Genomic DNA, 21,129 nt, shown 5'->3' with positions numbered 1-21,129 from the left:
GCAGGCGCCACCCCCGCCGCGGAGCCGGGCGGTGTGCGGCGAGCCTCAGGCGGGCACAGAAAGCCTGCCCGGTGCGACGGGGGATGCACACCGGGCAGACAACAACCTTTTTACCGCATCGGCCAACGGTTATGCATCACCCGTCGGTTCACTTGCCGCCCGAACACCCGCGGGCGGCGAGATCCGGCCACCGGGGTCACGCCCCGGCGTGCACGCCGGGGCGAGTGCAGGGGCGGCGCCGGGCCGGCCTGTCGCCCGGCGCCGCCCTTGTCGCAGGCGGCCCAGACCCCCGTCCGGGGCCACCTCGTCAAAGGACCGGAACACCTCAGCCGGCGCCCCGGTTGCCGTCTCCACCCGGTTCGGGCGGATCTGCCGGGAGGTTCATCCGCTCCCGGAACTGGCCGATGATCGTGGTCAGGCTGTCCTGTATCTCGGGAGGCAGCCCGACGGACCTCAGCGCGATGGTGCGCACCCGCTGGTCGCGCATCGCCGCGAGGAAGTGCACCTCCTCCTCGACCCGTTCGGCCTGCTCGGGGGAGAGGTCACCCAGCAGGTAGCCGGCCGGCACCCCGAAGAACCGGGCCAGGACCCGCAGCACGTCCGGGCTCGGGTTGGCGCGCTTGCCGGTGCGCAGCATCGACAGGTACTGCTCGGTGAGCGTGACCCCGCCGAACTCCTCCCGGCGTCGGCAGATCTCCTCCGCCACCCGCGCGTTGGTCCACGGCGCGCCCTTCGGGTGCATGTGCGCGAAGAGGCGGTTCAGCCGGTCGGCGAGCGTGCCGCCCGCACCCACCGGCCGCCCTGCGTCGCCGGTCATCCGCACCGCCTTCCCCCGCGGGACGCCGGCCGGGTGCCGGCATGCCCATCAACGACCGGTTAAGGCCGAGCACTTCGGGCTTGCATGGTGCCATGGAAGAGACGCAGCGCACCAGAGCAATCCCGAACAGTGACCCCCGCACCGGTTAACCGGCGGTTGACCTCACGCCGGACGGCGGCGCCTGGGCGTGGCAGGCCCGGGACGGGACCTCTGGGCGACTAGAGGCTGTCCCGTACACCCAGTTGCAGGTGCTCGACGTGGTAGACGGCCTCGTCCAGCAGTTGCGCGACATGGCTGTCGTGCAGGCTGTAGACGATGCGGCGGCCTTCCCGGGCACCCTTGACGAGGCTCAGCGCCCGCAGCAGCCGCAACTGGTGGGAGACGGCCGACTGGCCCATGCCGACCGCCTCGGCCAGCTCGGTGACCGGCAGCGGCCCTTCACGCAGCCGGGCCAGGATCAGCAGCCGGGACGGCGTGGCGAGGGCCTGGAGCGTGGCGGCGACCGTGGCCGCACTCTCGGCATCCAGACGCGCGGCCGGGCTGCCGTGTCCGTCGACTCCATGTCCCATGGCGGGAATGGTACGGTCTCCGCTATACATGAATGCCTCTTCATGTGTTCAGCCGTTCACTCCATTGTGCACGACCGCCGCCCGGCCGCGCACACATCCCGCACCCACCCCGCCCGCTGCCCCCGTCCACACCGTTCGGCCGCATCCGGCGGCCGTTCCGCATCGGAGACCCCCATGACGTTCACCGCGACCCGCCCACCGGCGCCCCGGCCGGACCGCGCGGCGGCCCTTCCCGGCCCGTACCGCGTCCTGCTGACGCTGCCCGAGGCCCGCTGGGCGGCACTCGCCACGGCGGCCTTCCTGGTGGGCGTCGGCCTGCACTTCGGCGGCGCACCCTCGTGGCTGCCCTGGGCCGCGTGGGTGCTCTGCTACGCCGCGGGCGGCTGGGACCCGGCCCGGTCCGGCCTCGCCGCGCTCGCCGAGCGCACCCTCGACGTGGACCTGCTGATGGTCGTCGCCGCACTCGCCGCCGCCGCCATCGGCCAGCCACTCGAAGGCGCGCTGCTCATCGTCATCTTCGCCACCTCCGGCGCGCTGGAGGCGTTCGCCACCCGGCGTACCGAGGACTCGGTACGCAGCCTGCTGGAACTGGCGCCCCAGCGGGCCTGCCGGGTCGGCCCCGACGGCCGGGAGGAGGTGGTCGCCGCCGAGCGACTGGTCGTCGGCGACCTCGTGGTGGTGCGGCCCGGCGAGCGGGTCGGGGCGGACGGGATCGTGACCGGCGGCACCAGCGACGTCGACCAGGCGTCCGTCACCGGCGAGGGCATCCCGGTGCCGCGGACCGAGGGCGACGAGGTCTTCGCCGGCACCCTCAACGGCAGCGGCGTGCTGCGGGTACGGGTCCGGCGGCCCGCCCACGACTCCGTGATCGCCCGCATCGTGGCCGCCGTCGAGGAGGCGAGCGCCACCAAGGCGCCCCGGCAGCTGTTCGTCGAGCGCATCGAGCAGCGCTACGCCGTCGGCATGGTGGCGGCGACCGTCGCCGTGTTCGCCGTGCCCATGCTGCTGGGCGCCGACCTGGAGCCGTCGCTGCTGCGCGCCATGACCTTCATGGTGGTCGCCTCACCGTGCGCGGTGGTCCTGGCCACCATGCCGCCCCTGCTGGCCGCGGTGGCCACCGCGGGCCGGCACGGGGTGCTGGTGAAGTCCGCGGCGGTGCTGGAGCGGCTGGGCTCGGTGGACCAGGTGGTGCTGGACAAGACCGGCACCCTCACCGAGGGCCGCCCCCGGCTCGCCGAGGTGCGCCCGTTCGGGCAGTGGACCGAACGGGAGCTGCTGCGGATCGCCGCTGCCGCCGAACGCGGCAGCGAGCACCCGCTCGGCCGGGCCGTCGCCGCCGCCGCACCGGAGGAGGAGTCGCTGCCGGTCAGCGACTTCGAGGCGCTGCCGGGCCGCGGGGTGCGCGCCCGGGTCGCCGGACGCGACGTCGAGATCAGCGCACCGCGCGGCACCGCGGCAGCGGCCGTCGCCGCCCTGGAGCGGGACGGCTGCACCGTCGCCGAGGTGCGCGTCGACGGCGAGCCCGCCGGGCTGCTGGGCCTCGTCGACCGCCCCCGCGCCGACGCCGCGGCGGCGGTGGCACGCCTGGAGCTGCTGACCGGCCGACCCCCACTGCTGCTGACCGGTGACCGCCCCGCCGCCGCGACCCGGCTCGCCGGGCTGACCGGCATCCGGCCGGACCGGGTGCGGGCCGCGCTGCTGCCGCAGGACAAGGCGGACGCCGTCCGCGAGTTGGAACGCTCCGGCAGCCGGGTGCTGGCCGTCGGTGACGGCGTCAACGACGCCCCCGCCCTGGCCGCCGCGCACGCCGGTATCGCGATGGGCGGCAGCGGTGCCGACCTCACCCTGCGCACCGCTGACGCGGTGCTGGTGCGGGACGAGCTGGCCGCAGTGCCCGCTCTCGTCGCACTGTCCCGCCGCGCCCGGCGGCTGGTGCTGCAGAACCTGGTGATCGCGGGAACCGCCATCGTGGTGCTCGTCACCTGGGACCTGGTCTGGCACCTGCCGCTGCCACTGGGCGTCGCGGGTCATGAGGGCTCCACCGTCCTGGTCGGACTGAACGGGCTGCGCCTGCTGCGCGACCGCGCCTGGCGCGCCTGACGCCGCAGGCCCGGCCGCCGAAGGGCCCCGCGAACCGGCCGGAGTTGACGGTGCCACGGGGGGCCGGGTGGGCGCCGGTACCAAGATTGTGAAGGGATTCACACTTTTCCCTTGGCCGGGGCCGTGATCCGTGCTGAGATGCGACCACATCCGACACATTCCGGCTCGACGGCGCGCTTGGGGAGGGCACTGTGGCGGAATCCGCCATGTCTCGTTCGGTACGGCTGGATCACGGTGAGGGGGAGGACCCGCTCGCCCGCGCGGTGTGGCGGCTGCGTTCCCGCGGCTGCTGGGAGGACGCCGCAGCGCTGCTGAGCGCGGACGCCGCGCAGGACGCCGAGGTCGCCGTGGAGCGGGCCGCGCTGCTGGTGGAACGCTGCCTGTTCACCGCGGCGGGCTGGGCGGACGCGGAGGACGCGCTGCGGAACGCGGAGGCTCTCGCCGTCGCCGACGAGGTCCGCGGCGCGGCGGCCTGCGCACGCGGCCATCTCGCCTACGCCTCGACCGTGCTGGGCGTGCGGGACCGGGCGGACGAGGCTCGGGCGGCCCTGGGACGGGCCGCCGCGCTGCTGCCGCCGACCGCTCCCGGGCGCGCGCTGCTGGACTTCCGGCGCGGCCTGGTCGCCGAGCACCTCGCGGACAACCCGCAGGCCGCGCGTGCCGCCTACCGGCGGGCGCACGCGGGGGCGACCGCCCACAACAACGCCCTGCTGTGCTCGTTCACCTGGCGGCACCTGGCCGGACTGGCCCTGCGTGAGGGCGAGTTGACCGAGGCCCGGCACGGCTTCGCCGAGTCGCTGCGGCTACGCGAGGAACTGGGCTACCTGGTCGGCATGGCGCCCGCGCTGGCCGCGCTCGCGGACGCCGAGCCTGAGCCCGAGGCGTCCCGGCTGCGGGCCGAAGCACAGCGGCTGTTCCGTCTGCTGGGCGGCGTGCCCACCTGGCTGGAGAGCCAGCTCCCGGCCGCCTGAGCGAGACCTCGGGGAGCCGGGGCATGCGGGCGAGGCGGGGCCAGGGGTGGGGCCGCTCAGGGCGGGGCAGGGGCGCTCAGGGCGCGAGGTGGCCGCGGAGGACGCGTTCCGCGCGTACCGCGTCCCCCACCGCCAGCGCCTCCACCAGCGCCACGTGCTCGGCGGCGCGGGCGGCCAGTTCGGCGGGCCGGACCGTCGGGCGCCGCACGCGCCGCCGCACGTCCCCGGCCACAGCGACCAGGCGGCGGTTGCCGGTGAGCTCCAGCAGGGCCGTGTGGAAGGCCGTGTCGGCCTCCGCGTAGCCGGGCCGGTCGCCGCGGGCGGCCGGCCCGACCGTGGCCTCGGCGAGCGGGCGCAGCGCCCGCCAGCGCTCGGCCGGCAGGGTCCCCACCAGGCCCAGCACGGACGGCACCTCCAACAGGAGCTGCACCTCCGACAGCTCGGCCGCGTCCCGCACGCTGTGCTCTGCGACCCTGAAGCCCCGGTTGGGCACCGTCTCCACGGCACCTTCGCTCGCCAGCTGCTGCATGGCCTCCCGGACCGGCGTGGGCGACACCCCGAACCGTTCGGCCAGGGCGGGAGCGGAGTAGACCTCCCCCGCCCGCAGCTCCCCGCAGAGCAGGGACTCGCGCAGCGCGCTCAGCACCTGGCCGCGTACCGAGTGGCGCTGCGGTGCGCGCGGCGCGGCCGGCTCGCTGTGCACGTGCTCGCCCCGCGCGGGCTCACCGGCCCGGGGGCCGCCCTGCCGCCTCCCGTCGCGGTCCTGCTGCGCGGGGATTGCACGGTCGGCGCCCGGGCCGGTCCGTATGACCGGCTCCGTTCGGGTCTGCTCCATCTGACCGCTCCTGTCCCCTCCGGATGTCCGAAGAGCACGATAGGCGGAGAGTGCCGGAGATCAAACCTCGACATGATCGGGTAAGGTAAGGCTTACCTGCTAACGATCGAGAAACCGGGAACGCCGCATGGCCCTCACCGCCCTCGCTCCAGCCTCCGCCGCCCCCACCGCGGAGTCCCCTCTCGCCGCCGCCTACGCACGCCTGGCGGAGATCCTTCCCACCATGCGCATCACCGAGACCGGCGGCCCACTGCCGTCCGGCGACGGCTGGATCAGCGACGAGGACCTGGCGGCGGGCGGTGACGCGGTCGAGGCGTTCCTGCGCTGGGACGACGAGCAGGTGCGGCACGACTACGGGCAGCAGCCCCGGCCGGACGTGGTGGCCAGCTTCGGACTGCACCGCTACGCGTGGCCCGCCACCCTGCTGATCACCATCCCCTGGTTCCTGCACCGGCGGGTGCCGCGCTTCCCGGCCGGCACTGTGGCCTTCCACCGCGCCCGCGGCCTGCTGGCCGTTCGCCCCTCCCGCTTCGCCTGCCTGCCCGGCGACCCGGCGGCCGGCCTGCCCGGCGCCCGGATCGTGGGTGGCGAGGAGGCGCTGCGCGCCGAGGTGCGGGAGGCCGTCGCCGAACTCCTCGGACCGGTGCTCGAAGGGTTCCGGCCCCGGATGCGGCGCGGCCCCCGCGCCCTGTGGAGCCTGGCGACGGACGAGATCGTCGAGGGCCTGTGGTACGTCGGCCAGCTGCTGGGCGACGAGGGCCGCGCCCGGGCGGAGGCCGAGCGGCTGCTGCCCGGCACGGTCGCCCCCTTCCCCAAGGGCGCGGGTTTCCGCGAGCTGGCAGCCCCCGGCGGGGAGTCGCTCACCACCCGGGACCGCGCCGGCTGCTGCCTCTTCTACACCCTGCGCCCCGCGGACACCTGTACGACGTGTCCGCGCACCTGTGACGCCACTCGAATCGCCCGCATGACCGCCTCTCGCTGAGGCGTTCGACCCAGAACGCCCCCACAGGGCCCCAGCTGCCCCGTTCGACGGTTTCTTGCCGCGAAACCCCCTGCGCCCCGTGCGATTTCCGCCAGGATGCTGCCCGAAAGGGAAGCCACGGCGAAAGCCGAACAAGGGGCACCGGATGACACTGACGGATATATCGCTTAACTGGGTGCTGGCAGGCGCGGTGCTGCTCGCCGGTTTCCTCGGTGCGGTCTGGCTCACCGCCCGCGGCCGCAAGCCCGCGGAGGACCCGGCCCAGGCCGATTCCTGGGAGCGGGCCGAGGAGCGCCGGCGCCGCAAGGAGACCGTCTACGCGACCGCCTCCTACCTGCTGCTGTTCTGCTGCGCGGGCGTCGCCGCCGCACTCTCCTTCCATGGCCTGGTCGGCTTCGGCCGGCAGAACCTCAACCTGTCGGGAGGCTGGGAGTACCTCGTGCCCTTCGGCCTCGACGGGGCGGCCATGTTCTCCGCGGTGATCGCCGTCCGGGAGGCGAGCCACGGCGACGCCTCGCTCGGGTCGCGGCTGCTGGTGTGGGCGTTCGCGGGTGCTGCCGCCTGGTTCAACTGGGTGCACGCGCCGCGCGGTGACGAGCACGCCGGGGCACCGCACTTCTTCGCCGGAATGTCGCTGTCCGCGGCGATCCTGTTCGACCGGGCGCTGAAGCAGACCCGCAAGGCCGCGCTGCGCGAACAGGGCCTCGTCCCCAGGCCGCTGCCGCAGATCCGCGTGGTGCGCTGGCTGCGCGCCCCGCGGGAGACGTTCCGCGCCTGGTCGCTGATGCTGCTGGAGGGCGTACGGACGTTGGACGAGGCCGTCGACGAGGTCCGGGAGGACCGGCGGCAGCAGGAGCAGGAGCGCCTGCGGAGGAAGGAGCACGGAAAACTGGAGCGGGCCCGACTCAAGGCCCTGAGCCGGCAGCAGCGTTGGAACAGGGGCGGCCGGCAGGAACCGCCGCTGGAGGTGGAGATAGCTCCCGCGAGCACCGAGCCCGGCCAACTGCCCCTGCGGCAGCGGCCGGCGCTCCAGGCGGTGACCGACGAGAAGAAGGGCTCACGTCCGGAGGGCGCGTCCACCGGTGATCCGCTGGGTGACGAGTCGAGCCAGACCAGTCCCCGACTGGATTCGCTGGAGGAGAAACTGGCCGCGATCGAGCGGCAGTTCGGCTGAGCCCGGCGGTGCCCCGGCACCCCCGCGGCGCAGCCGTGCGGGAGCGGCGGCAGCACACCGGGCCCCTACGTGTGCCGCTGCGTGCCGCTGCCGGTGTCAGCTCTCCCAGACGGCGGCCGCGGTGCGGTCGTCCGCGTAGCCCTTGATACGGGTCTGGGCGTCGGAGAGGAAGTCGGCCAGCCCCGGCGGCTCGCCGGTGGTCCACCGGGTGGCCAGGTGGGCGGCGAAGTCGGCTTCCTCCCGCAGCGGTTCGGCGAAACCGCGCCCGCAGAGCAGCAGCACGTCACCCGGCCGCGCCTGCGCGGCACGGAAGCGGAAGGCGACCCCGGTCGGCGACGACTCCCCCGCGCGGTCCGCGCCCGCCGCGTCCGCGTCGTCCGGGGCGGACTGCGCCGGGATGCCGGCCGTGACCGTGGTCCCGGGGCTGCCCTCGTCCGCCTCGCCGTCACGCGGCGACTCGCGCGGGTCCGCGGCCGGGCCCTCCGGCGAGGTGCCCGGTTCGAGGTCCTGCCAACGGCCGTCGCGCAACCTCAGCAGTCCGCCGCCACCCACCCCGAAGAACACCCGTGAGCGGCAGCGCGGGTCGACCGGCAGCAGCAGGCAGCGCAGGTCCGCGGTGTACTCCTCCGGTTGCAGGCCGAGTTCGGCGGCCCGCGCCCGCAGCCTGCCCATGCCGCGGGCGGTGAGACGGCCGAGCCCGGACTTCAGAGCAGCCCGGCGGTCGGCCCGGATGTCCTCGGACAACCGGGAGTGGCTGCGGCCGACCGCACCGGCGATCCATCCGGCGGCGTCCCGGGCGGCCCGGTCCGCGAAGGGCGCGGCACGGTCACCGACCGCGACGGCGAGGAGCAGCAGCGCCGCGTCCCCGCTGCCGAAACGTGCCACCAGGAGCGCGTCGGCGCGGGGCCTGCCGCGGTAGCGCGCGGAGTCGCCGCGCAGGGAGGCCGCCCGGACGGTGAGCGGGCCGTACCGGGCGCCGTCCAGCACGGTGTCGGGGGTCAGCGCGTCCAGGTCCTCGGGATCGGCGGCGGGCAGCGCCGTCGGTTCGGGGTCGTAGGTGGGGGGCCGGTCGCCGAGGAAGTCGGCGGGCGGCGGCGCGGCCATCCGGCGGACCGGAGGCGGGGAGCCCTTGGCCGGGCCGGGACGCAGCCCGCGCGGGGTGCGGGGCGGCGGGTCCGGTGGGCGCTGCCGGACGATCCCGGGGACGCCGACCGTGCGGGCTGCCGAGTCGAAGCGGTCGTCGATGCTGTCGCCGGCCGCTGAGCGGCCGGTGTCCGGGGCGTCGTCGTCGTAGAGCTGACTCCACCAGTCGGGCGCTTCAGCCCGCTCCCGCTGACCACTCATGCGGTCATTGTCCATGTCACCGGGAGGAAGTCCCAGACCTTCCCGGTGCGCCACGCCGCGGACTCGCGCCCTGAAGGAGCGTCAGCTCGACCGGCGGGCGCGGCGGGTGGGGCGGTCGCGCGCCGGGGGCGCCCCGTGAGTGGTGCGGCACCGGCTCGGATTCGGGCGGGTGTGCCCTGCCGGGAGGCGGCGATATCGGGACCACAGGGGTCAGACCGCAGGGAATCGATGCGCGGCGCGTTGCCATGTGTGAACCTTTGGCTATGAGGGATACGAGCCAGAACACCCCGTTCAGCCAGGCAGAGCAGATGTATCTCACCACCCAGCGCCTGGGCAGGCTTGCGACGGTGGACGCCCAGGGCCAACCGCAGGCCAACCCGGTGGGGTTCTTCCCGCGGCACGACGGGACGGTGCTGATCGGCGGCTTCTCGCTGGGCAGGACCAAGAAGTGGCGCAACCTGCGGAAGAACCCGTTGCTCGCCCTGGTCGTGGACGACCTGGTCAGCGAGTCGCCCTGGCGGGTACGCGGGGTGGAGATCCGCGGCGAGGCTGAACTGCTCACCGGTGAGAAGTTGTTGGGCGACCGGTTCAGCGACGAGGTGATCCGGGTGCATCCCCGCTGGGTCCGCAGCTGGGGGTTGGAGGAGGACTGAGGGGCGGTCGGTGCCCGGGCCCACCGGTGCCGGCCGCCTCTCACACCGCGCGGGGGACGTCGGCGGCCCGGCCCCGGGACGCGGTGACGGCAACGCTCCCGCTGGCGAAGCCGCTTCCGGTACCGGTGGCGGTATCGCCGGCGGTCGCAGTGCCGGTTGCGGTGCCGGTGGCAGGCAGCAGCACGCCCTCGATCTCCAGCAGGGCGCGCTTGGCGGGCAGCCCTCCGGCGAAGCCGGTGAGCGCTCCCCCGGCGCCGAGCACCCGGTGGCAGGGGCGCACCACGAGCAGCGGGTTGGCGCCCACCGCACCGCCGACCGCCCGCACCGCGGCGGGCGGTGCACCGGCCAGGACGGCCAACTCGCCGTAGGTCACGGTGCAGCCGTAGGGGATGCTGTCCAGCGCGTCCCACACCCGGCGGCGGAACTCGGTTCCCTGCGGTGCGAGGCGCAGCGAGAAACCGGAAGACCCACCGGCGAAGTAGGCGTCGAACTGCTCCACCGCGTCCCGGTGGGCGGCGTCGTCGCGGACCCAGCCGGGTCCGACGACGGCGCCCCGGCGCTGGCCGGGCATGGTCACCGAGGCGAGCACGCCCGGTTCCGGACCGGCGAGCAGCAGGTCGCCGAGCGGGCTGGGGCAGTGGGTGTACAGCATGGCGGTCAGTCCTTCTTCGTCGTCAGGGCGTGTTCGTCGTCAGGGCGGTGTTCGCGGGCGGGGCGGTGTTCCACAGCAGGTGCAGGGCGTAGGAGCGCCACGGACGCCACCGGGAGGTGTCGGGCGGCCCCTCGGCTCCCAGGTGGCGCAGGCCGTGCCGGACGCCGGCGTCGCCCGGCAGGAAGACGTCCGGGTCGCCCAGCGCCCGCATCCGGATGTAGCCCGCCGTCCAGGGGCCGATGCCGCGCAGCGACAGCAGCGCGCGTTCGGCCTCGTCGCGGTCGGTGCCGGGGCCGAGGTCCACGGTCCCGTCGGACAGCGCGGCCATCACGGTGCGCAGGGCGTCCCGGCGGGCCGCCGGCATGCGCAGCTCCTCAAAGCTCGCCCCGGCCAGCGTGTCGGCGGTGGGGAAGACGTGGGTCAGGCCGCCGTCCGGCGCCGGGAGCGGCTTGCCGTGCGCGGCGACCAGGCGGCCGGTGAGCAGCCGCGCGGCCTCCACCGTGACCTGCTGGCCCAGCACCGCGCGAGCCGCCAGTTCGGCCGGGTCCACGGCGCCGGGGGCGCGCAGACCCGGCATGGCGGCGGCGGGTGCGGCGAGCAGGGGGTCGTCCGCGAACCGCTCGGCGACGGCCTGCGGGTCGGCGTCGAGGTCGAACAGCACCCGCAGCCGCTGCACGGCCGTGGTCAGGTCCCGCAGGTCGGTCAGGTGCAGGCGGCAGGCCAGCCAGCCGGGGCCGCCGCGTTCGTGCACCTCGGCGACCGCGTGGCCGTGCGGCAGGCCGAGCGTACGCCGGTAGCGGCGGTCGCCCGGCGGTCCCACCGCCTCCTCCACGCCCTCCACGGCGCGCCGGGCGAGGAAGTCGAACAGGCGCCGTGCGTCGTAGGGCCGGCGGCAGGCCAGGCGCAGCGCCACTCCCTCCCCCTCACCCACCGCGGGCGGCCTGCCCGTGCCGCGCAGCCGGGTGGGCGTGCAGGCGTAGATCTCTCGGACGGTCTCGTTGAACTGGCGCACGCTGGCGAAGCCGGAGGCGAAGGCGATCTCGGTGACCGGCAGGCGGGTCGTGCGCAGCAGTATCCGGGCGGTGTGCGCCCGCCGGCCGCGGGCCAGAGCGACGGGACCGGCGCCCAGTTCGGCGGTGAGCATCCGCTGCACCTGCCGGGCGCTGTATCCCAGTCGGTCGGCCAGTCCGGCCACGCCCTCCCGGTCGACCACACCGTCACCGATCATGCGCATCGCCCGGCCGACGGCGTCAGCCCGTACGTTCCACTCGGCGGAGCCGGGCACCGTGTCGGGACGGCAGCGGCGGCAGGCGCGGAAGCCCGCGCCCTGGGCCGCGGCGGCCGACGGGTGGAAGCACACGTTGGCCCGCTTGGGCGTGACCGCCGGGCAACTGGGGCGGCAGTAGATGCCGGTGGTGCGCACGGCGGTGAAGAACACGCCGTCGAACCGGGCGTCCCGGCTGCGTACCGCCTCGTACCTGCTGTCGTCGTCCATCACACGGTCCAGTGTGCGCCGTCGCCCGGCAGGTCACTGGCGGAAATCGGACACGGCGATCAGCAGGTACGGAACGGCCGCCACCGCGAAGATCAGCGCCGGTCCCGCGCTGAGCGAGCCCAGCGCGTAGGAGGCGAAGACGAGCACCGCGACGACTTCCGAGCCGAATCCCGCCATGGAGGTGACCGTGGCGCGGGCCCGGTCGGAGACGGCGCTCTGCAACCGCGCGTCGGCGAGCGCCATCGTCCACTGGAAGACGCCGAACGCCACCGCGACCAGCGCCAGTCCCGCCGGGTGCCCGGGCAGCGCGCCCGCAGCGAGACAGCAGGCTCCGGCAGCCAGCACCAGCGGGGCGTACCGGGCGCCCCGGCCGGCTAGCCAGCCGCCGACCACGCAGCCGCCGGTGACGAGCAGCACCAGCAGCGGCACGGTGCCGGGGGCGACACCGGTGTCACGGGCCAGCAGCGGCACGTACTCGTCCAGGGCGGTCACTCCGGTGATCAGGGAGACGAACAGCAGGGCCCGCAGCGCCCCAGGGGAGCCGCGCACCTCCCGCAGACCTTCGGCCAGCACCTCGCGGTACCCGCGCTGCCCCGACTCGCCGGCGTCGGTGTCCCCTGCGGCGTCGGGCTCGCTCAGGGGGCGGGGCGGGGCGGCGGGCTCCGGGGCCGAGGCGGCAGCCGGGCGGCTGCGGTGGTCGGGCAGGGTGGCGCCGGTCAGGGCGCACAGCAGCGTGACGGCGACGCTGGCCGCGCCCACGGCGAGCGGGCCGCCGAGAGCGATGACCGGGGCGGCCAGGGCCGTGGCGGCCAGTTCGGCGGACGCGGCCAGCGACTCGGTGCGTCCGATGACCCGGGCGTAGTCGTTCCGGGCGCCGGCCCTGCTCAGCTCCTCGTAGGCAAGGGCCTGGAAGGTGCCCGAGCGCAGGGCCGTCCCGGCGCCCCACAGCACGAATCCGGCGGCGAACGCCGGATACGACGGCCACCACGTCCACAGCGCGAAGCCGGTACCGGTGAACAGCGGGGCGAGCACCAGCAGGCGACGCCGGGAGAACAGGTCGGCCCACAGGCCGGACGGGATCTCCAGGGCGAAGGCGGTGACCGACCAGATCACGAAGAGCGAGGAGATCTGCGCGGCACTGAGGCCGGTCTCGGTGAACAGCACCGCGTAGACCGGGTAGAGCAGGACGAAGTCCTCAAGCCAGGCGTAGGCGTAGAGCCGGCGCACGAGGACGGCGGAGGCGGCGGAGGCGGCTGGGGATCAATGTCGCTTGAACATGGTCCGAGCGTACGCCGCCGCCCGCAGGTACGACAGGCCTTTCCTCATTCCAAAGACTTCGTTGCAAACAACCTCTTGCAAACTTTCCTTTGCACTGCTTTCCTGGGTTGCATGAGCGAGCAACCGGGCCCCTCGCGCCCCCAGCCCCCCGCCGACGACCCACAGGTACGCACTCTCGACCCGCGCTCGTTGCGGGCCCTCGCCCATCCGCTGCGGTTGCGCATTCTCAGCGCGCTGCGGGAGTACGGGCCCGCCACCGCCTCCGGGCTGGCCGAGCGGTTGTCGGAGTCCAGCGGGGCGACCAGCTACCACCTGCGGCAACTGGCGGCGCACACCTTCGTGGTGGAGGACACCGAGCGCGGCACGGCCCGCGAGCGCTGGTGGCGGGCCGCCCAGCGCGGCACCCGGCTGGACCGGGTGGACGAGCTGCACCAGCACCCCGACCCGGAGGTGGCCGGCGCGCTGAGCACCTTCCTCCACGAGGTCGCGGCGACACACGCCCGGGAGACGGAGACCTGGCTGGCCACGCAGTCCGACTGGTCCGCCGAGTGGCGGCGCGACGGCCAGGACCTGAGCGACTTCAGCCTCCAGCTGACCGCGGCGCAGACGCGGGAGCTGACGTCGCGCCTGCACGACGTGATCCAGGAGTACCGCGACCACAACCCCGAAGCCGCCGACACGCCCGCCGGGGTGGAACGGGTCCGGGTCCACCTGCACGCCTTCCCTCGCAAGCCCGGCTGAGTCGTCCCCACCACCGCTCCTGGAGGAGCCCGATGCACTGCGACATCCACGCTCTCGGGGCCCGCTACCGCGCCACGGAGCTGCACAGCTGGGCGGCACGGCGCGATGCCGCCGCCGTGGCCCGGTCCGCCGGGCCGGACGGGCGGGGCCACCCGCCGGCCGATCCGGTGCTCGCCGGCATACGCCACCGCGTCGGCTGGACGCTGGTGTCGGCCGGTCTGCGGCTGGTCGCCGCCGGGCCCTCCCCGGCGGACGCCCGGCGGTGAGCGCCACCGACGATCCCAGCGCGGCTGACGCCGGCGGGGCGATACCCGCAGCCTTACCCGACCGGCGTCCGCTGCTCAGCGTGCTCGCCGCCAACGTGGTGTCGGTGCTCGGCACCTCGCTGACGTTCCTGGCCGTGCCCTGGTTCGTGCTGGAGACCACCGGCAGCGCGGCCCGTACCGGCCTGGTGGCGTTCTGCGCCACCGTTCCGGTCGCCGCGTCGGCACTGCTGGGCGGCCCGCTCATCGACCGGTTCGGGCGCCGCCGGACCAGCGTCGGAACCGACCTGCTGTGCGGTGTCACGGTGGCGGCGGTGCCACTGCTGCACGCCGCCGGCCTGCTGCCGTTCTGGCTGCTGTGCGTACTGATGGCCGTCAACGGGCTGTTCCACGCGCCGGGTGAGACCGCGCGCAGTGTGCTGCTGCCCGCCCTGGCCGAACGGGCGGGCACCCCGCTGGTCCGGGCCGCGGGGTTCTTCGACGGCGTCTCACGGGGTGCTCGCATGGCGGGAACGGCGCTGGCGGGCCTGCTGATCGCGACGCTCGGCGCGGAGGCGGTGCTGCTCCTGGACGCGCTGACCTTCGCCGTGTCGGCCGCGATCATCGCGGTCGGGCTGCGTGGATTCACCGCCGCCGGCCCGGTCCGCGCCACCGGGACGGTGTCGCCGCGGGCGTACGCGGGAGAGTTGGCGGACGGGTTCCGCTTCCTGCTGCGCCTCCCCCTGCTGTGGGGCATCACCGCGATGGTGCTCGTGACGAACTCCCTGGACGCGGGCTGGTCGTCGGTCCTGCTGCCGGTGCACGCCAGGGAGCACCTGGGCGGCCCGGTGGACCTGGGGCTGCTGTTCGCGGTCGGCGGTGCCGGCGCCCTCGCCGGGGCCCTGCTCTACGGTTCCTTCGGGCACCGCCTGCCGCGCTGGCCGGTGTTCACCTGCTGCTTCCTGGTGGCGGGGGCGCCGCGCATGCTGGTGGCGGCGCTCGGTGAGGGGCTGGTGCCGCTGCTGGTGATGATGGCCGTCGGCGGCCTCGCGGCGGGCGCGCTGAACCCGATCCTCACCACCGTGCTGTACGAGCGGGTGCCGGACGCGATGCGGAGCCGGGTCATGGGCATCTCCTACGCCGGGGCGCTCGCGGCGACTCCGATGGGTTCGCTGGCGGCCGGGTTCCTCGTGGAGGGCGCGGGCCTGTCCGTCGCCGTGCTCGGGTTCGGTGCCGTCTACCTGCTGGTGACGCTGGCCCCGGTGGGGGTGCGGTCGTTCCGCGGCATGGACGATCCCCCGCCGGCTGCGGCCCCGCGGACCGCCACCGAGCCGGTCCCCCGGTGAGGTCCCCGCCACCGGGTGGCCTCCACGGCCCGGCCGGGCGGCCGGTCAGCCGGGCGGTTCCGACGGCTGGAGGCGTCCGTCGCGGACCTCGGCGACACGGTCGACAGCGGTGAGGTGCGTGCGGTCGTGGGTGACCAGCACGGTGGCGGTGGCCTGCCGGTGGGTGAGCCGGGTGACGAGTTCGATGACGGCCGCGCCGCGTTCGTGGTCGAGCGCGCTGGTGGGTTCGTCGACCAGCAGGACCGTGGGGTCGTTCACCAGGGCGCGGGCGAGGTTGACCCGCTGTCGCTGGCCGCCGGAGAGCTGGTGGGGGCGCCGTCCCGCCTCCGCCGTCAGTCCGACGGCGGCCAGCAGCTCCCCGGCCCGCTCTCGCGCCTCGGCGGGACGGCGGCCGGCGATCCGGCCCATGACCTCCAGCTGCTCCGCCGCCGTCAGGGAGGGAAGCAGGTTGGGCTGCTGGAAGACGATGCCGATCCGGTGGCGCCGCAGCTCGGTCAGCTCGCGGCGGGTCATGCCCGCCGTGGCGGTCCCGTCGATCGTCACCCGCCCCGAGTCGGGAGTGACGAGCGTGGCGGCGACGGCGAGCAGGCTGGACTTGCCGGAACCGGACGGCCCGACCACGGCGGTCAGGCTGCCGCGGGGCACGTCGAGGGTGACACGGTCCAGGGCGGTCAGGCGGGACTCGCCGTCGGGGTAGGTGAGGGTGACGTCGGTCAGGTTCAGGCTCATCGCACGCTCCCCAGAGCGGTCAGCGGGTCGACGGTGGTGACGCGGCGGACGGCCAGCGCGGCGCCGAGCAGGCCGAGCAGGACCGTCACGGCCGCAGGGACCAGCACCGTGCCCGGCGTGAGCCGGAACGGCACCGTGCCACCCGCGAGGATCGCGCCGAGGCCGGCGGCGAGCCCGGTACCGAGCAGGGTGCCGCCGGTGAGCAGGACGGCGGCCTGGCCCAGGGCGTCCTTCAGCAGGTCGGCGGTGGAGGCGCCGAGCGCCTTGAGCACGGCGATGTCCGCGCTGCGCTGGATGGTCCAGACGGTGAAGAAGGCGCCGATGACCAGCGCGGAGATGGCGAACAGGAAGCCGCGCATCAGTTGCAGCGAACTGTTCTCCGCGGCGTAGGAGCCGATCGCGGTGAGGGTGTCGTCCCTGGGGAGCGTGCTGGTGCCCGCGGCCCGGTCGACCGCCGACAGGTCGGCCCCGGAGGTGGTGTTGAGTGCGATCACGGTGGCGGACGGCCCGTCGCCCGCGCCGGCGGGGGCACTCGTGCGCGGGGCGGCGTCGAGGCCGGTCCAGATCACCGGAAGGTGGCTGAAGGACGCGTCGCCCCGCACGGACGCCACGTTCAGCTGCCGGCCGGCCAGGGTGAAGGGGTCGCCGGGCTCCAGCCCGAGGTCGGCGGCTGCCGTGGCCGACAGGACCGCCGAGCGGTCGCCGATCCGGCCGCCGTCGGGTGCCAGCGTGGAACCGGGCCGCACGCCGAAGGCGGAGACCGCGGTGCTGCGGTCTCCAGCGGCGGCCCTGGTGGTGGTGATCGCCAGCGGTTCCGCGCTGGTCACCCCGGGGGCCTCGGCCCATGTCCGCCACTGCCGCTCGGTGACGGTGGAGTGGGTGTACGACACGTCCTGCCCGCCGCCGGGCGCCTGGAAGGCGATGCTGTCGGCGGGCAGGCCGGTGATCGCGGAGACGTTCTGCCGGGCCAGGCCGGCGGTCAGCCCGGACAGCAGGCCGACCAGCAGCGTGATCAGCACGGTGACGGTCCCCATCAGGGCGAAGCGCCCCTTGGCGAACCTGAGGTCTCTCCAGGCGACGAACACGGGTGAGGGCCTTCCCTTCCACGGATGGCGCGGTGCTGCACGGTGCTGTGCGGTGTGCGGTGTGCGGTGTGCCCTCAGCGTCGCCGCCGGCCCCCGTGCGGGCATCCGGCGCAGGACCGCACTTCGCGGGTCGTAAGGCGGCGGCCGGACTCCTCCTTTTGGCAGAGGCCCGCTCGCGCGCCGTCTGCCTAGGCTGGGAGGATCGTGAACCTCACCGTCCCCACTTCGAACCCGGTCAGCCGGGCCCTGGCCTGGTGCCTGCACCTGCTGGTGGTCGGACTGCTCGCGCTGGCCGCCGCCCGTGCCGTGGCCGACAGCCGCCCGCACGCCCCGGCGATCGCCGCCGTCGCCGCGGTCTGCGCACTGGTCTACGCGGCGGGTCCGCTGCTCCCCCGCTTCGGCCGCTCCCGGCAGGCCGCCGCCTGGTGGCTGGCCTCCGTCGGCGCCGCTTGGCTGACCCTGCTGGCGCTGTCCGCCGACGCCGTGTGGGTGGCGTTCCCGCTGTACTTCCTCCAGCTGCAGCTGCTGCCGCGGCGCACCGGGCTCGTCGCCGTGGCCGCGACCGCGCTGGCGGCGATCACCGCGTTCGCCGCCCACCGGGGCGCCTTCGCCCCGGCCATGGCGCTCGGCCCCGCGCTCGGTGCCGCGGTCGCCGTCGCAGTGGTGTGGGGCTACCAGGCCCTGTACCGGGAGAGCGAGCAGCGCCGCGAACTGATCGACGAACTCACCGCGACCCGCGCTGACTTGGCCGAGGCCCAGCACACCGCAGGTGTGCTGGCCGAGCGCGAACGGCTGGCCCGCGAGATCCACGACACGCTCGCGCAGGGCCTGACCAGCGTCCAGCTGCTGTTGCGCGCCGCCGAGCGCGCCCTACCCGACTCGCCGCAGCTCGCGGCCCGCCACGTCGAGCAGGCCCGGCAGGCGGCGGCGGACGACCTGGCCGAGGCCCGCCGCTTCGTCGCGGCCCTCACCCCGCCCGCGCTGGACGGCACCACGCTGGCCGGCGCCCTGGAACGCCTGTGCGCCACCGCCTCCGTGCGCCACCGCGTCACCGCCCGGTTCCACCGTGTCGGCACCGCCGTGCCGCTGCCGACCGCGCACGAGGTGGCGCTGCTGCGCGTCGCCCAGTCGGCGCTGGCCAACGCCGTGCAGCACTCGCGCGGCACCACCGTCGACGTCACCCTCCGCTACGGCGGGGACGTCGTCAGCGTGGACGTGCGCGACGACGGCGTCGGCTTCGACCCGGAGCTGCTGCCCGACCCGGGCCCGGGGAGCGGGCCCGGCCAGGGAAGCGGCGGCGGTTTCGGCCTGGCCGCCATGCGCGCCCGGGTGCGCGCCCTCGACGGCGACGTGACCCTCACGTCCGCGCCGGGCCGCGGCACCGCCCTGGCCGTCCGGCTTCCGCTTCCCCCGTCGGCCCCTCCCCCCTCAACTCCGCCCCCGTCCACCGCGACCTCGCACGAGGCACGCCCGTGACCGGCCTGCCCGTCCGCCTGCTGCTGGCCGACGACCACCCGGTCGTCCGCGCCGGGCTGCGCGCGGTGCTGGAGACCGAGCCGGGCATGACGGTGGTGGCCGAGGCCGCCACCGCTGAGGACGCGGTCGCCCGCGCCGCGGCAGGCGACGTGGACGTGGTGCTGATGGACCTCCGGTTCGGCGACGGCATGGGCGGCGCCGAGGCCACCGCCGCCATCACCGCCCGGCCGGGCGCACCACGCGTCCTGATCGTCACCACCTACGACTCCGACGCCGACACGCTCCCGGCGATCGAGGCCGGCGCGACCGGCTACCTGCTCAAGGACGCCCCGCCCGAGGACCTCGCCGCCGCCGTCCGCACCGCCGCCGCCGGGCGCACCATCCTGGCGCCCACGGTCGCCGACCGGCTGATGCACCGGCTGCGCACGCCCGGAACGGCCCTGACCAGGCGCGAGACGGAGGTTCTCGGGCTGGTCTCCGAGGGGCTGTCCAACCAGGGCGTGGCCCGGCGGCTGCATCTCACCGAGGGCACCGTCAAGTCGCATCTGGCCCGGGTCTACACCAAACTCGGCGTCACCTCGCGGACCGCAGCCGTCGCCGCCGCCACCGAACTCGGCCTCATCCGCCGCTGACCGGCCGGCGGCCAGCCCCGCCGGTCACGGTGGCGGCAGCCGCTGGAGCAGCCCCCAGGTGAACTCCGCGACCACCGGCCGCCGCTCGCCTCCGGTGTCCGGCGCGCTGAAGGCCAGCTGCCAGCGGGTCGGTGCCGAGCCCTGCATCGGGCGCGCCGGGGCGAACGCCCGCGCCACCTCGTCGACCGTGCAACTCCACGGCTCCAGGTCCGCGACGGTGCGCAGCAGCGGTCCCGGTGCGCCGGGTGCGCGGACCAGCCACGCGTTCCACACCCCGCCGTCCGCGGTGGTCATCACCTCGAACCGCAGGTCCGGCCAGAGCGGGACCGGCCAGGTCAGCGCCTCGCACTCCAGGTCTCCCACCCGCCGTGCCGTGCGCTCGAGCGGCGGGCCGAGCACGGACCGGTAGCGGCGCAGTGCGCTGCCGCCGTGCGCTGACCGGGCCCAGGCCTGCCAGCGGCGGTTCGCCTCCCGCATCCGGGCCCGGTCGGTGCCCAGGCGCCGCAGGGACGACGCCACCAGATCAGGCTGGAAGTCGGCCATCCGGCGCAGCAGCACCAGCTGGAAGTCGAGCGGTGCCAGCTTCGGCCGCGTGCCCTCGGCCACCGCCCGCCCCCTTCTCCTCGTGTTGTCGACTCGCTGCCGCTACCGGCGCGGCACCGGGCTACCGGCGTCCGCGCTTGCGTTCCATCATGTGGCGTCCCAGCGCCTGCCGCTGCTTGAACACCTTGCGCTGCTCGGCCCTCAGCCGGGCGTCGGTCCGGGCCGCCAGACGCAGGTTCTCCCGCTGGAGCTTGCGGTAGCTGTCGAGCCGGCGGTGCGCGAGCGAGCCGTCCGCCAGGGCGGCCAGCACGGCGCAGCCGGGCTCGACCTCGTGCCGGCAGTCGGGGAACCGGCAGCGGGCGGCCAGTTCCTCCACTTCGGCGAAGGCCTGCTCCAGTCCGGGGCCGGCATCCCACAGGCCGACCCCGCGCAGGCCGGGCGTGTCGATGAGCACGCCCCCGGCGGGCAGCAGGGCCAGTTCACGGGTGGTCGTGGTGTGGCGTCCCTTGCCGTCCCGGTCACGGACCTCCTGCACCTCCATCCGGCGCTCCCCCAGCAGCGCGTTGGCCAGGGTCGACTTGCCCGCGCCGGACTGGCCGAGCAGTACGGCGGTGCCGCCCGTCAGCAGGGCTGCGACGTCGTCGACGCCCTCGCCGGTGGCGGCGCTCGCCAGCGCCACGTCCACGCCGGGCGCGGTGTCCACGGCGTCGGCGAGCAGATGGCGGGGGTCGGGGACGAGGTCGGCCTTGGTGAGCACCACCAGCGGCCTGGCTCCGCTTCCCCAGGCGAGGGCGAGGAAGCGTTCCAGCCGGCCGAGGTCGAACTCGGCGGCGAGGGAGACGCAGAGCACGGCGTGGTCGACGTTGGCCGCCAGGACCTGCCCTTCGGAGCGCTTGGAGGAGGTCGAGCGGACGAAAGCGGTCCTGCGCGGCAGCAGGGTCCGCACGAAGCGCCGGCCCGCGGGCGGGTCGACGGCCGCCCAGTCGCCGGTGCACACCACCCGCAGCGGGTCGCGCGGGGTGACGAACTCGGTGTCGGCCCGGACGGTCCCGTCCGGGGTGACGACGTGGCAGCGGCCCCGGTCGACCCGCACGACCCGGCCCGGCAGCAGGCCCTGCGCGGCGTGCGGGGCGAACGCGGCGTGCCAGCCGTCGTCCCAGCCGTAGGCGGCGAGCGGGTGCGGCGGAGGCGGAGGCGGAGGGGCGGCCGAGGAGGAAGGGGAGGACGAACAGGAGGAGGGGAACTGCGGCGAAGCAGAGGAGGACAAGGGGGATGACCCTTCACGGAAGGGTGGCCCCGGCGCCCGCGCGCGGCGCGGGGTCAGTGGTGGTGCAAGGTTCAGCCGGGGACCACGGGAACGGTGTGGATGAGATCTCGGTGGCGCGTGGCGCACGTCGCGGTGACAGCCATCACGAACACCTCCCGTCTTCTTCCGCAGCGGCAGCGGCGGCGGCCTTCGGCCCCG

The 21,129-nt window shown here is 75.2% G+C and carries 21 protein-coding genes; 10 read left to right on the top strand and 11 right to left on the bottom strand.

The features are described from left to right. Positions 1-325: 325 nt before the first annotated feature. Both QNO07_RS17880 and QNO07_RS17875 read right to left on the bottom strand, forming a co-directional pair. Positions 326-817, bottom strand: a complete 492-nt coding sequence (locus QNO07_RS17880) for a helix-turn-helix domain-containing protein (RefSeq protein WP_283993113.1) — start codon at positions 815-817, stop codon at positions 326-328. A gap of 218 nt (positions 818-1,035) precedes the next feature. Next, on the bottom strand, positions 1,036-1,386 hold the full coding sequence (locus QNO07_RS17875; RefSeq protein ID WP_283993112.1) for an ArsR/SmtB family transcription factor: 351 nt from the start codon (positions 1,384-1,386) through the stop codon (positions 1,036-1,038). A gap of 174 nt (positions 1,387-1,560) precedes the next feature. Here QNO07_RS17875 and QNO07_RS17870 point away from each other — a divergent pair, with 174 nt between their 5' ends. Both QNO07_RS17870 and QNO07_RS17865 read left to right on the top strand, forming a co-directional pair. Continuing rightward, positions 1,561-3,486: a heavy metal translocating P-type ATPase gene (locus tag QNO07_RS17870; protein ID WP_283993111.1), complete on the top strand. Its 1,926-nt coding sequence runs from the start codon at positions 1,561-1,563 to the stop codon at positions 3,484-3,486. Positions 3,487-3,692: 206 nt separating this feature from the next. Continuing rightward, positions 3,693-4,457, top strand: coding sequence for a hypothetical protein (locus QNO07_RS17865; RefSeq protein WP_283993109.1), 765 nt, complete (start codon positions 3,693-3,695; stop codon positions 4,455-4,457). A 76-nt stretch (positions 4,458-4,533) separates the two neighbouring features. On the opposite strand, the gene QNO07_RS17860 is transcribed toward QNO07_RS17865, so the two are convergent. Then, positions 4,534-5,292 (bottom strand): GntR family transcriptional regulator, encoded by a 759-nt coding sequence (locus QNO07_RS17860; RefSeq protein ID WP_283993107.1) that lies wholly within the window; start codon positions 5,290-5,292, stop codon positions 4,534-4,536. Between the two features lie 127 nt (positions 5,293-5,419). On the opposite strand from QNO07_RS17860, the gene QNO07_RS17855 reads away from it, so the two are divergent. Then, positions 5,420-6,274, top strand: a complete 855-nt coding sequence (locus QNO07_RS17855) for a (2Fe-2S)-binding protein (protein WP_283993106.1) — start codon at positions 5,420-5,422, stop codon at positions 6,272-6,274. A gap of 145 nt (positions 6,275-6,419) precedes the next feature. Continuing rightward, entirely contained in the window at positions 6,420-7,448 is a 1,029-nt protein-coding gene (locus tag QNO07_RS17850) for a DUF2637 domain-containing protein (protein ID WP_283993105.1), read from the top strand. Between the two features lie 96 nt (positions 7,449-7,544). On the opposite strand, the gene QNO07_RS17845 is transcribed toward QNO07_RS17850, so the two are convergent. After that, positions 7,545-8,792 (bottom strand): protein phosphatase 2C domain-containing protein, encoded by a 1,248-nt coding sequence (locus QNO07_RS17845; RefSeq protein ID WP_283993104.1) that lies wholly within the window; start codon positions 8,790-8,792, stop codon positions 7,545-7,547. Between the two features lie 263 nt (positions 8,793-9,055). Between QNO07_RS17845 and QNO07_RS17840 the strand changes: the two genes are divergently transcribed. Beyond that, positions 9,056-9,445 (top strand): PPOX class F420-dependent oxidoreductase, encoded by a 390-nt coding sequence (locus QNO07_RS17840; RefSeq protein WP_283993102.1) that lies wholly within the window; start codon positions 9,056-9,058, stop codon positions 9,443-9,445. A gap of 40 nt (positions 9,446-9,485) precedes the next feature. Here QNO07_RS17840 and QNO07_RS17835 read toward each other — a convergent pair whose 3' ends face one another. Genes QNO07_RS17835 through QNO07_RS17825 form a run of 3 tightly spaced genes read right to left on the bottom strand, consistent with a single transcriptional unit; the run spans position 9,486 to position 12,819 of the window. Beyond that, the gene (locus tag QNO07_RS17835; protein WP_349636845.1) at positions 9,486-10,097 is read right to left on the bottom strand and encodes a methylated-DNA--[protein]-cysteine S-methyltransferase; all 612 of its coding nucleotides are present in this window, start codon (positions 10,095-10,097) and stop codon (positions 9,486-9,488) included. A gap of 22 nt (positions 10,098-10,119) precedes the next feature. Further along, complete coding sequence (locus QNO07_RS17830; protein WP_283993138.1) at positions 10,120-11,592, bottom strand: AlkA N-terminal domain-containing protein; 1,473 nt, start codon at positions 11,590-11,592, stop codon at positions 10,120-10,122. Between the two features lie 33 nt (positions 11,593-11,625). Further along, positions 11,626-12,819: an MFS transporter gene (locus tag QNO07_RS17825; protein ID WP_283993101.1), complete on the bottom strand. Its 1,194-nt coding sequence runs from the start codon at positions 12,817-12,819 to the stop codon at positions 11,626-11,628. A gap of 162 nt (positions 12,820-12,981) precedes the next feature. On the opposite strand from QNO07_RS17825, the gene QNO07_RS17820 reads away from it, so the two are divergent. The 3 genes from QNO07_RS17820 to QNO07_RS17810 are packed head-to-tail and all read left to right on the top strand — an operon-like array spanning position 12,982 to position 15,199. Then, positions 12,982-13,611, top strand: coding sequence for a helix-turn-helix domain-containing protein (locus QNO07_RS17820; protein WP_283993100.1), 630 nt, complete (start codon positions 12,982-12,984; stop codon positions 13,609-13,611). Positions 13,612-13,643: 32 nt separating this feature from the next. After that, on the top strand, positions 13,644-13,877 hold the full coding sequence (locus QNO07_RS17815; protein ID WP_283993099.1) for a hypothetical protein: 234 nt from the start codon (positions 13,644-13,646) through the stop codon (positions 13,875-13,877). After that, a complete protein-coding gene (locus QNO07_RS17810; protein ID WP_283993098.1) occupies positions 13,874-15,199 on the top strand; it encodes an MFS transporter in 1,326 nt (441 codons plus the stop codon). Before QNO07_RS17815 ends, QNO07_RS17810 begins: the two co-directional genes overlap by 4 nt. Positions 15,200-15,244: 45 nt before the next feature. Here QNO07_RS17810 and QNO07_RS17805 read toward each other — a convergent pair whose 3' ends face one another. Continuing rightward, complete coding sequence (locus tag QNO07_RS17805) at positions 15,245-15,928, bottom strand: ABC transporter ATP-binding protein (protein WP_283993097.1); 684 nt, start codon at positions 15,926-15,928, stop codon at positions 15,245-15,247. After that, on the bottom strand, positions 15,925-17,013 hold the full coding sequence (locus QNO07_RS17800) for an ABC transporter permease (RefSeq protein ID WP_283993095.1): 1,089 nt from the start codon (positions 17,011-17,013) through the stop codon (positions 15,925-15,927). Before QNO07_RS17800 ends, QNO07_RS17805 begins: the two co-directional genes overlap by 4 nt. A gap of 204 nt (positions 17,014-17,217) precedes the next feature. Between QNO07_RS17800 and QNO07_RS17795 the strand changes: the two genes are divergently transcribed. Together QNO07_RS17795 and QNO07_RS17790 are read left to right on the top strand one after the other, a co-directional pair. After that, positions 17,218-18,489 (top strand): sensor histidine kinase, encoded by a 1,272-nt coding sequence (locus tag QNO07_RS17795; RefSeq protein ID WP_283993093.1) that lies wholly within the window; start codon positions 17,218-17,220, stop codon positions 18,487-18,489. Further along, entirely contained in the window at positions 18,486-19,121 is a 636-nt protein-coding gene (locus QNO07_RS17790; RefSeq protein ID WP_283993092.1) for a response regulator, read from the top strand. The genes QNO07_RS17795 and QNO07_RS17790 overlap by 4 nt, the downstream gene beginning before the upstream one ends. Positions 19,122-19,145: 24 nt before the next feature. On the opposite strand, the gene QNO07_RS17785 is transcribed toward QNO07_RS17790, so the two are convergent. Continuing rightward, complete coding sequence (locus QNO07_RS17785; protein WP_283993091.1) at positions 19,146-19,727, bottom strand: hypothetical protein; 582 nt, start codon at positions 19,725-19,727, stop codon at positions 19,146-19,148. A gap of 58 nt (positions 19,728-19,785) precedes the next feature. Further along, positions 19,786-20,931 (bottom strand): ribosome small subunit-dependent GTPase A, encoded by a 1,146-nt coding sequence (rsgA, locus tag QNO07_RS17780; protein ID WP_283993089.1) that lies wholly within the window; start codon positions 20,929-20,931, stop codon positions 19,786-19,788. Between the last annotated feature and the right edge of the window lie 198 nt (positions 20,932-21,129).

Origin of the sequence: Streptomyces sp. 549 (assembly GCF_030124175.1) — a bacterium.
Classification (GTDB): Bacteria; Actinomycetota; Actinomycetes; order Streptomycetales; family Streptomycetaceae; genus Streptomyces.
The sequence above is the reverse complement of the archived record's forward strand: the minus strand, read 5'-3'. Positions and strand labels throughout refer to the sequence as shown.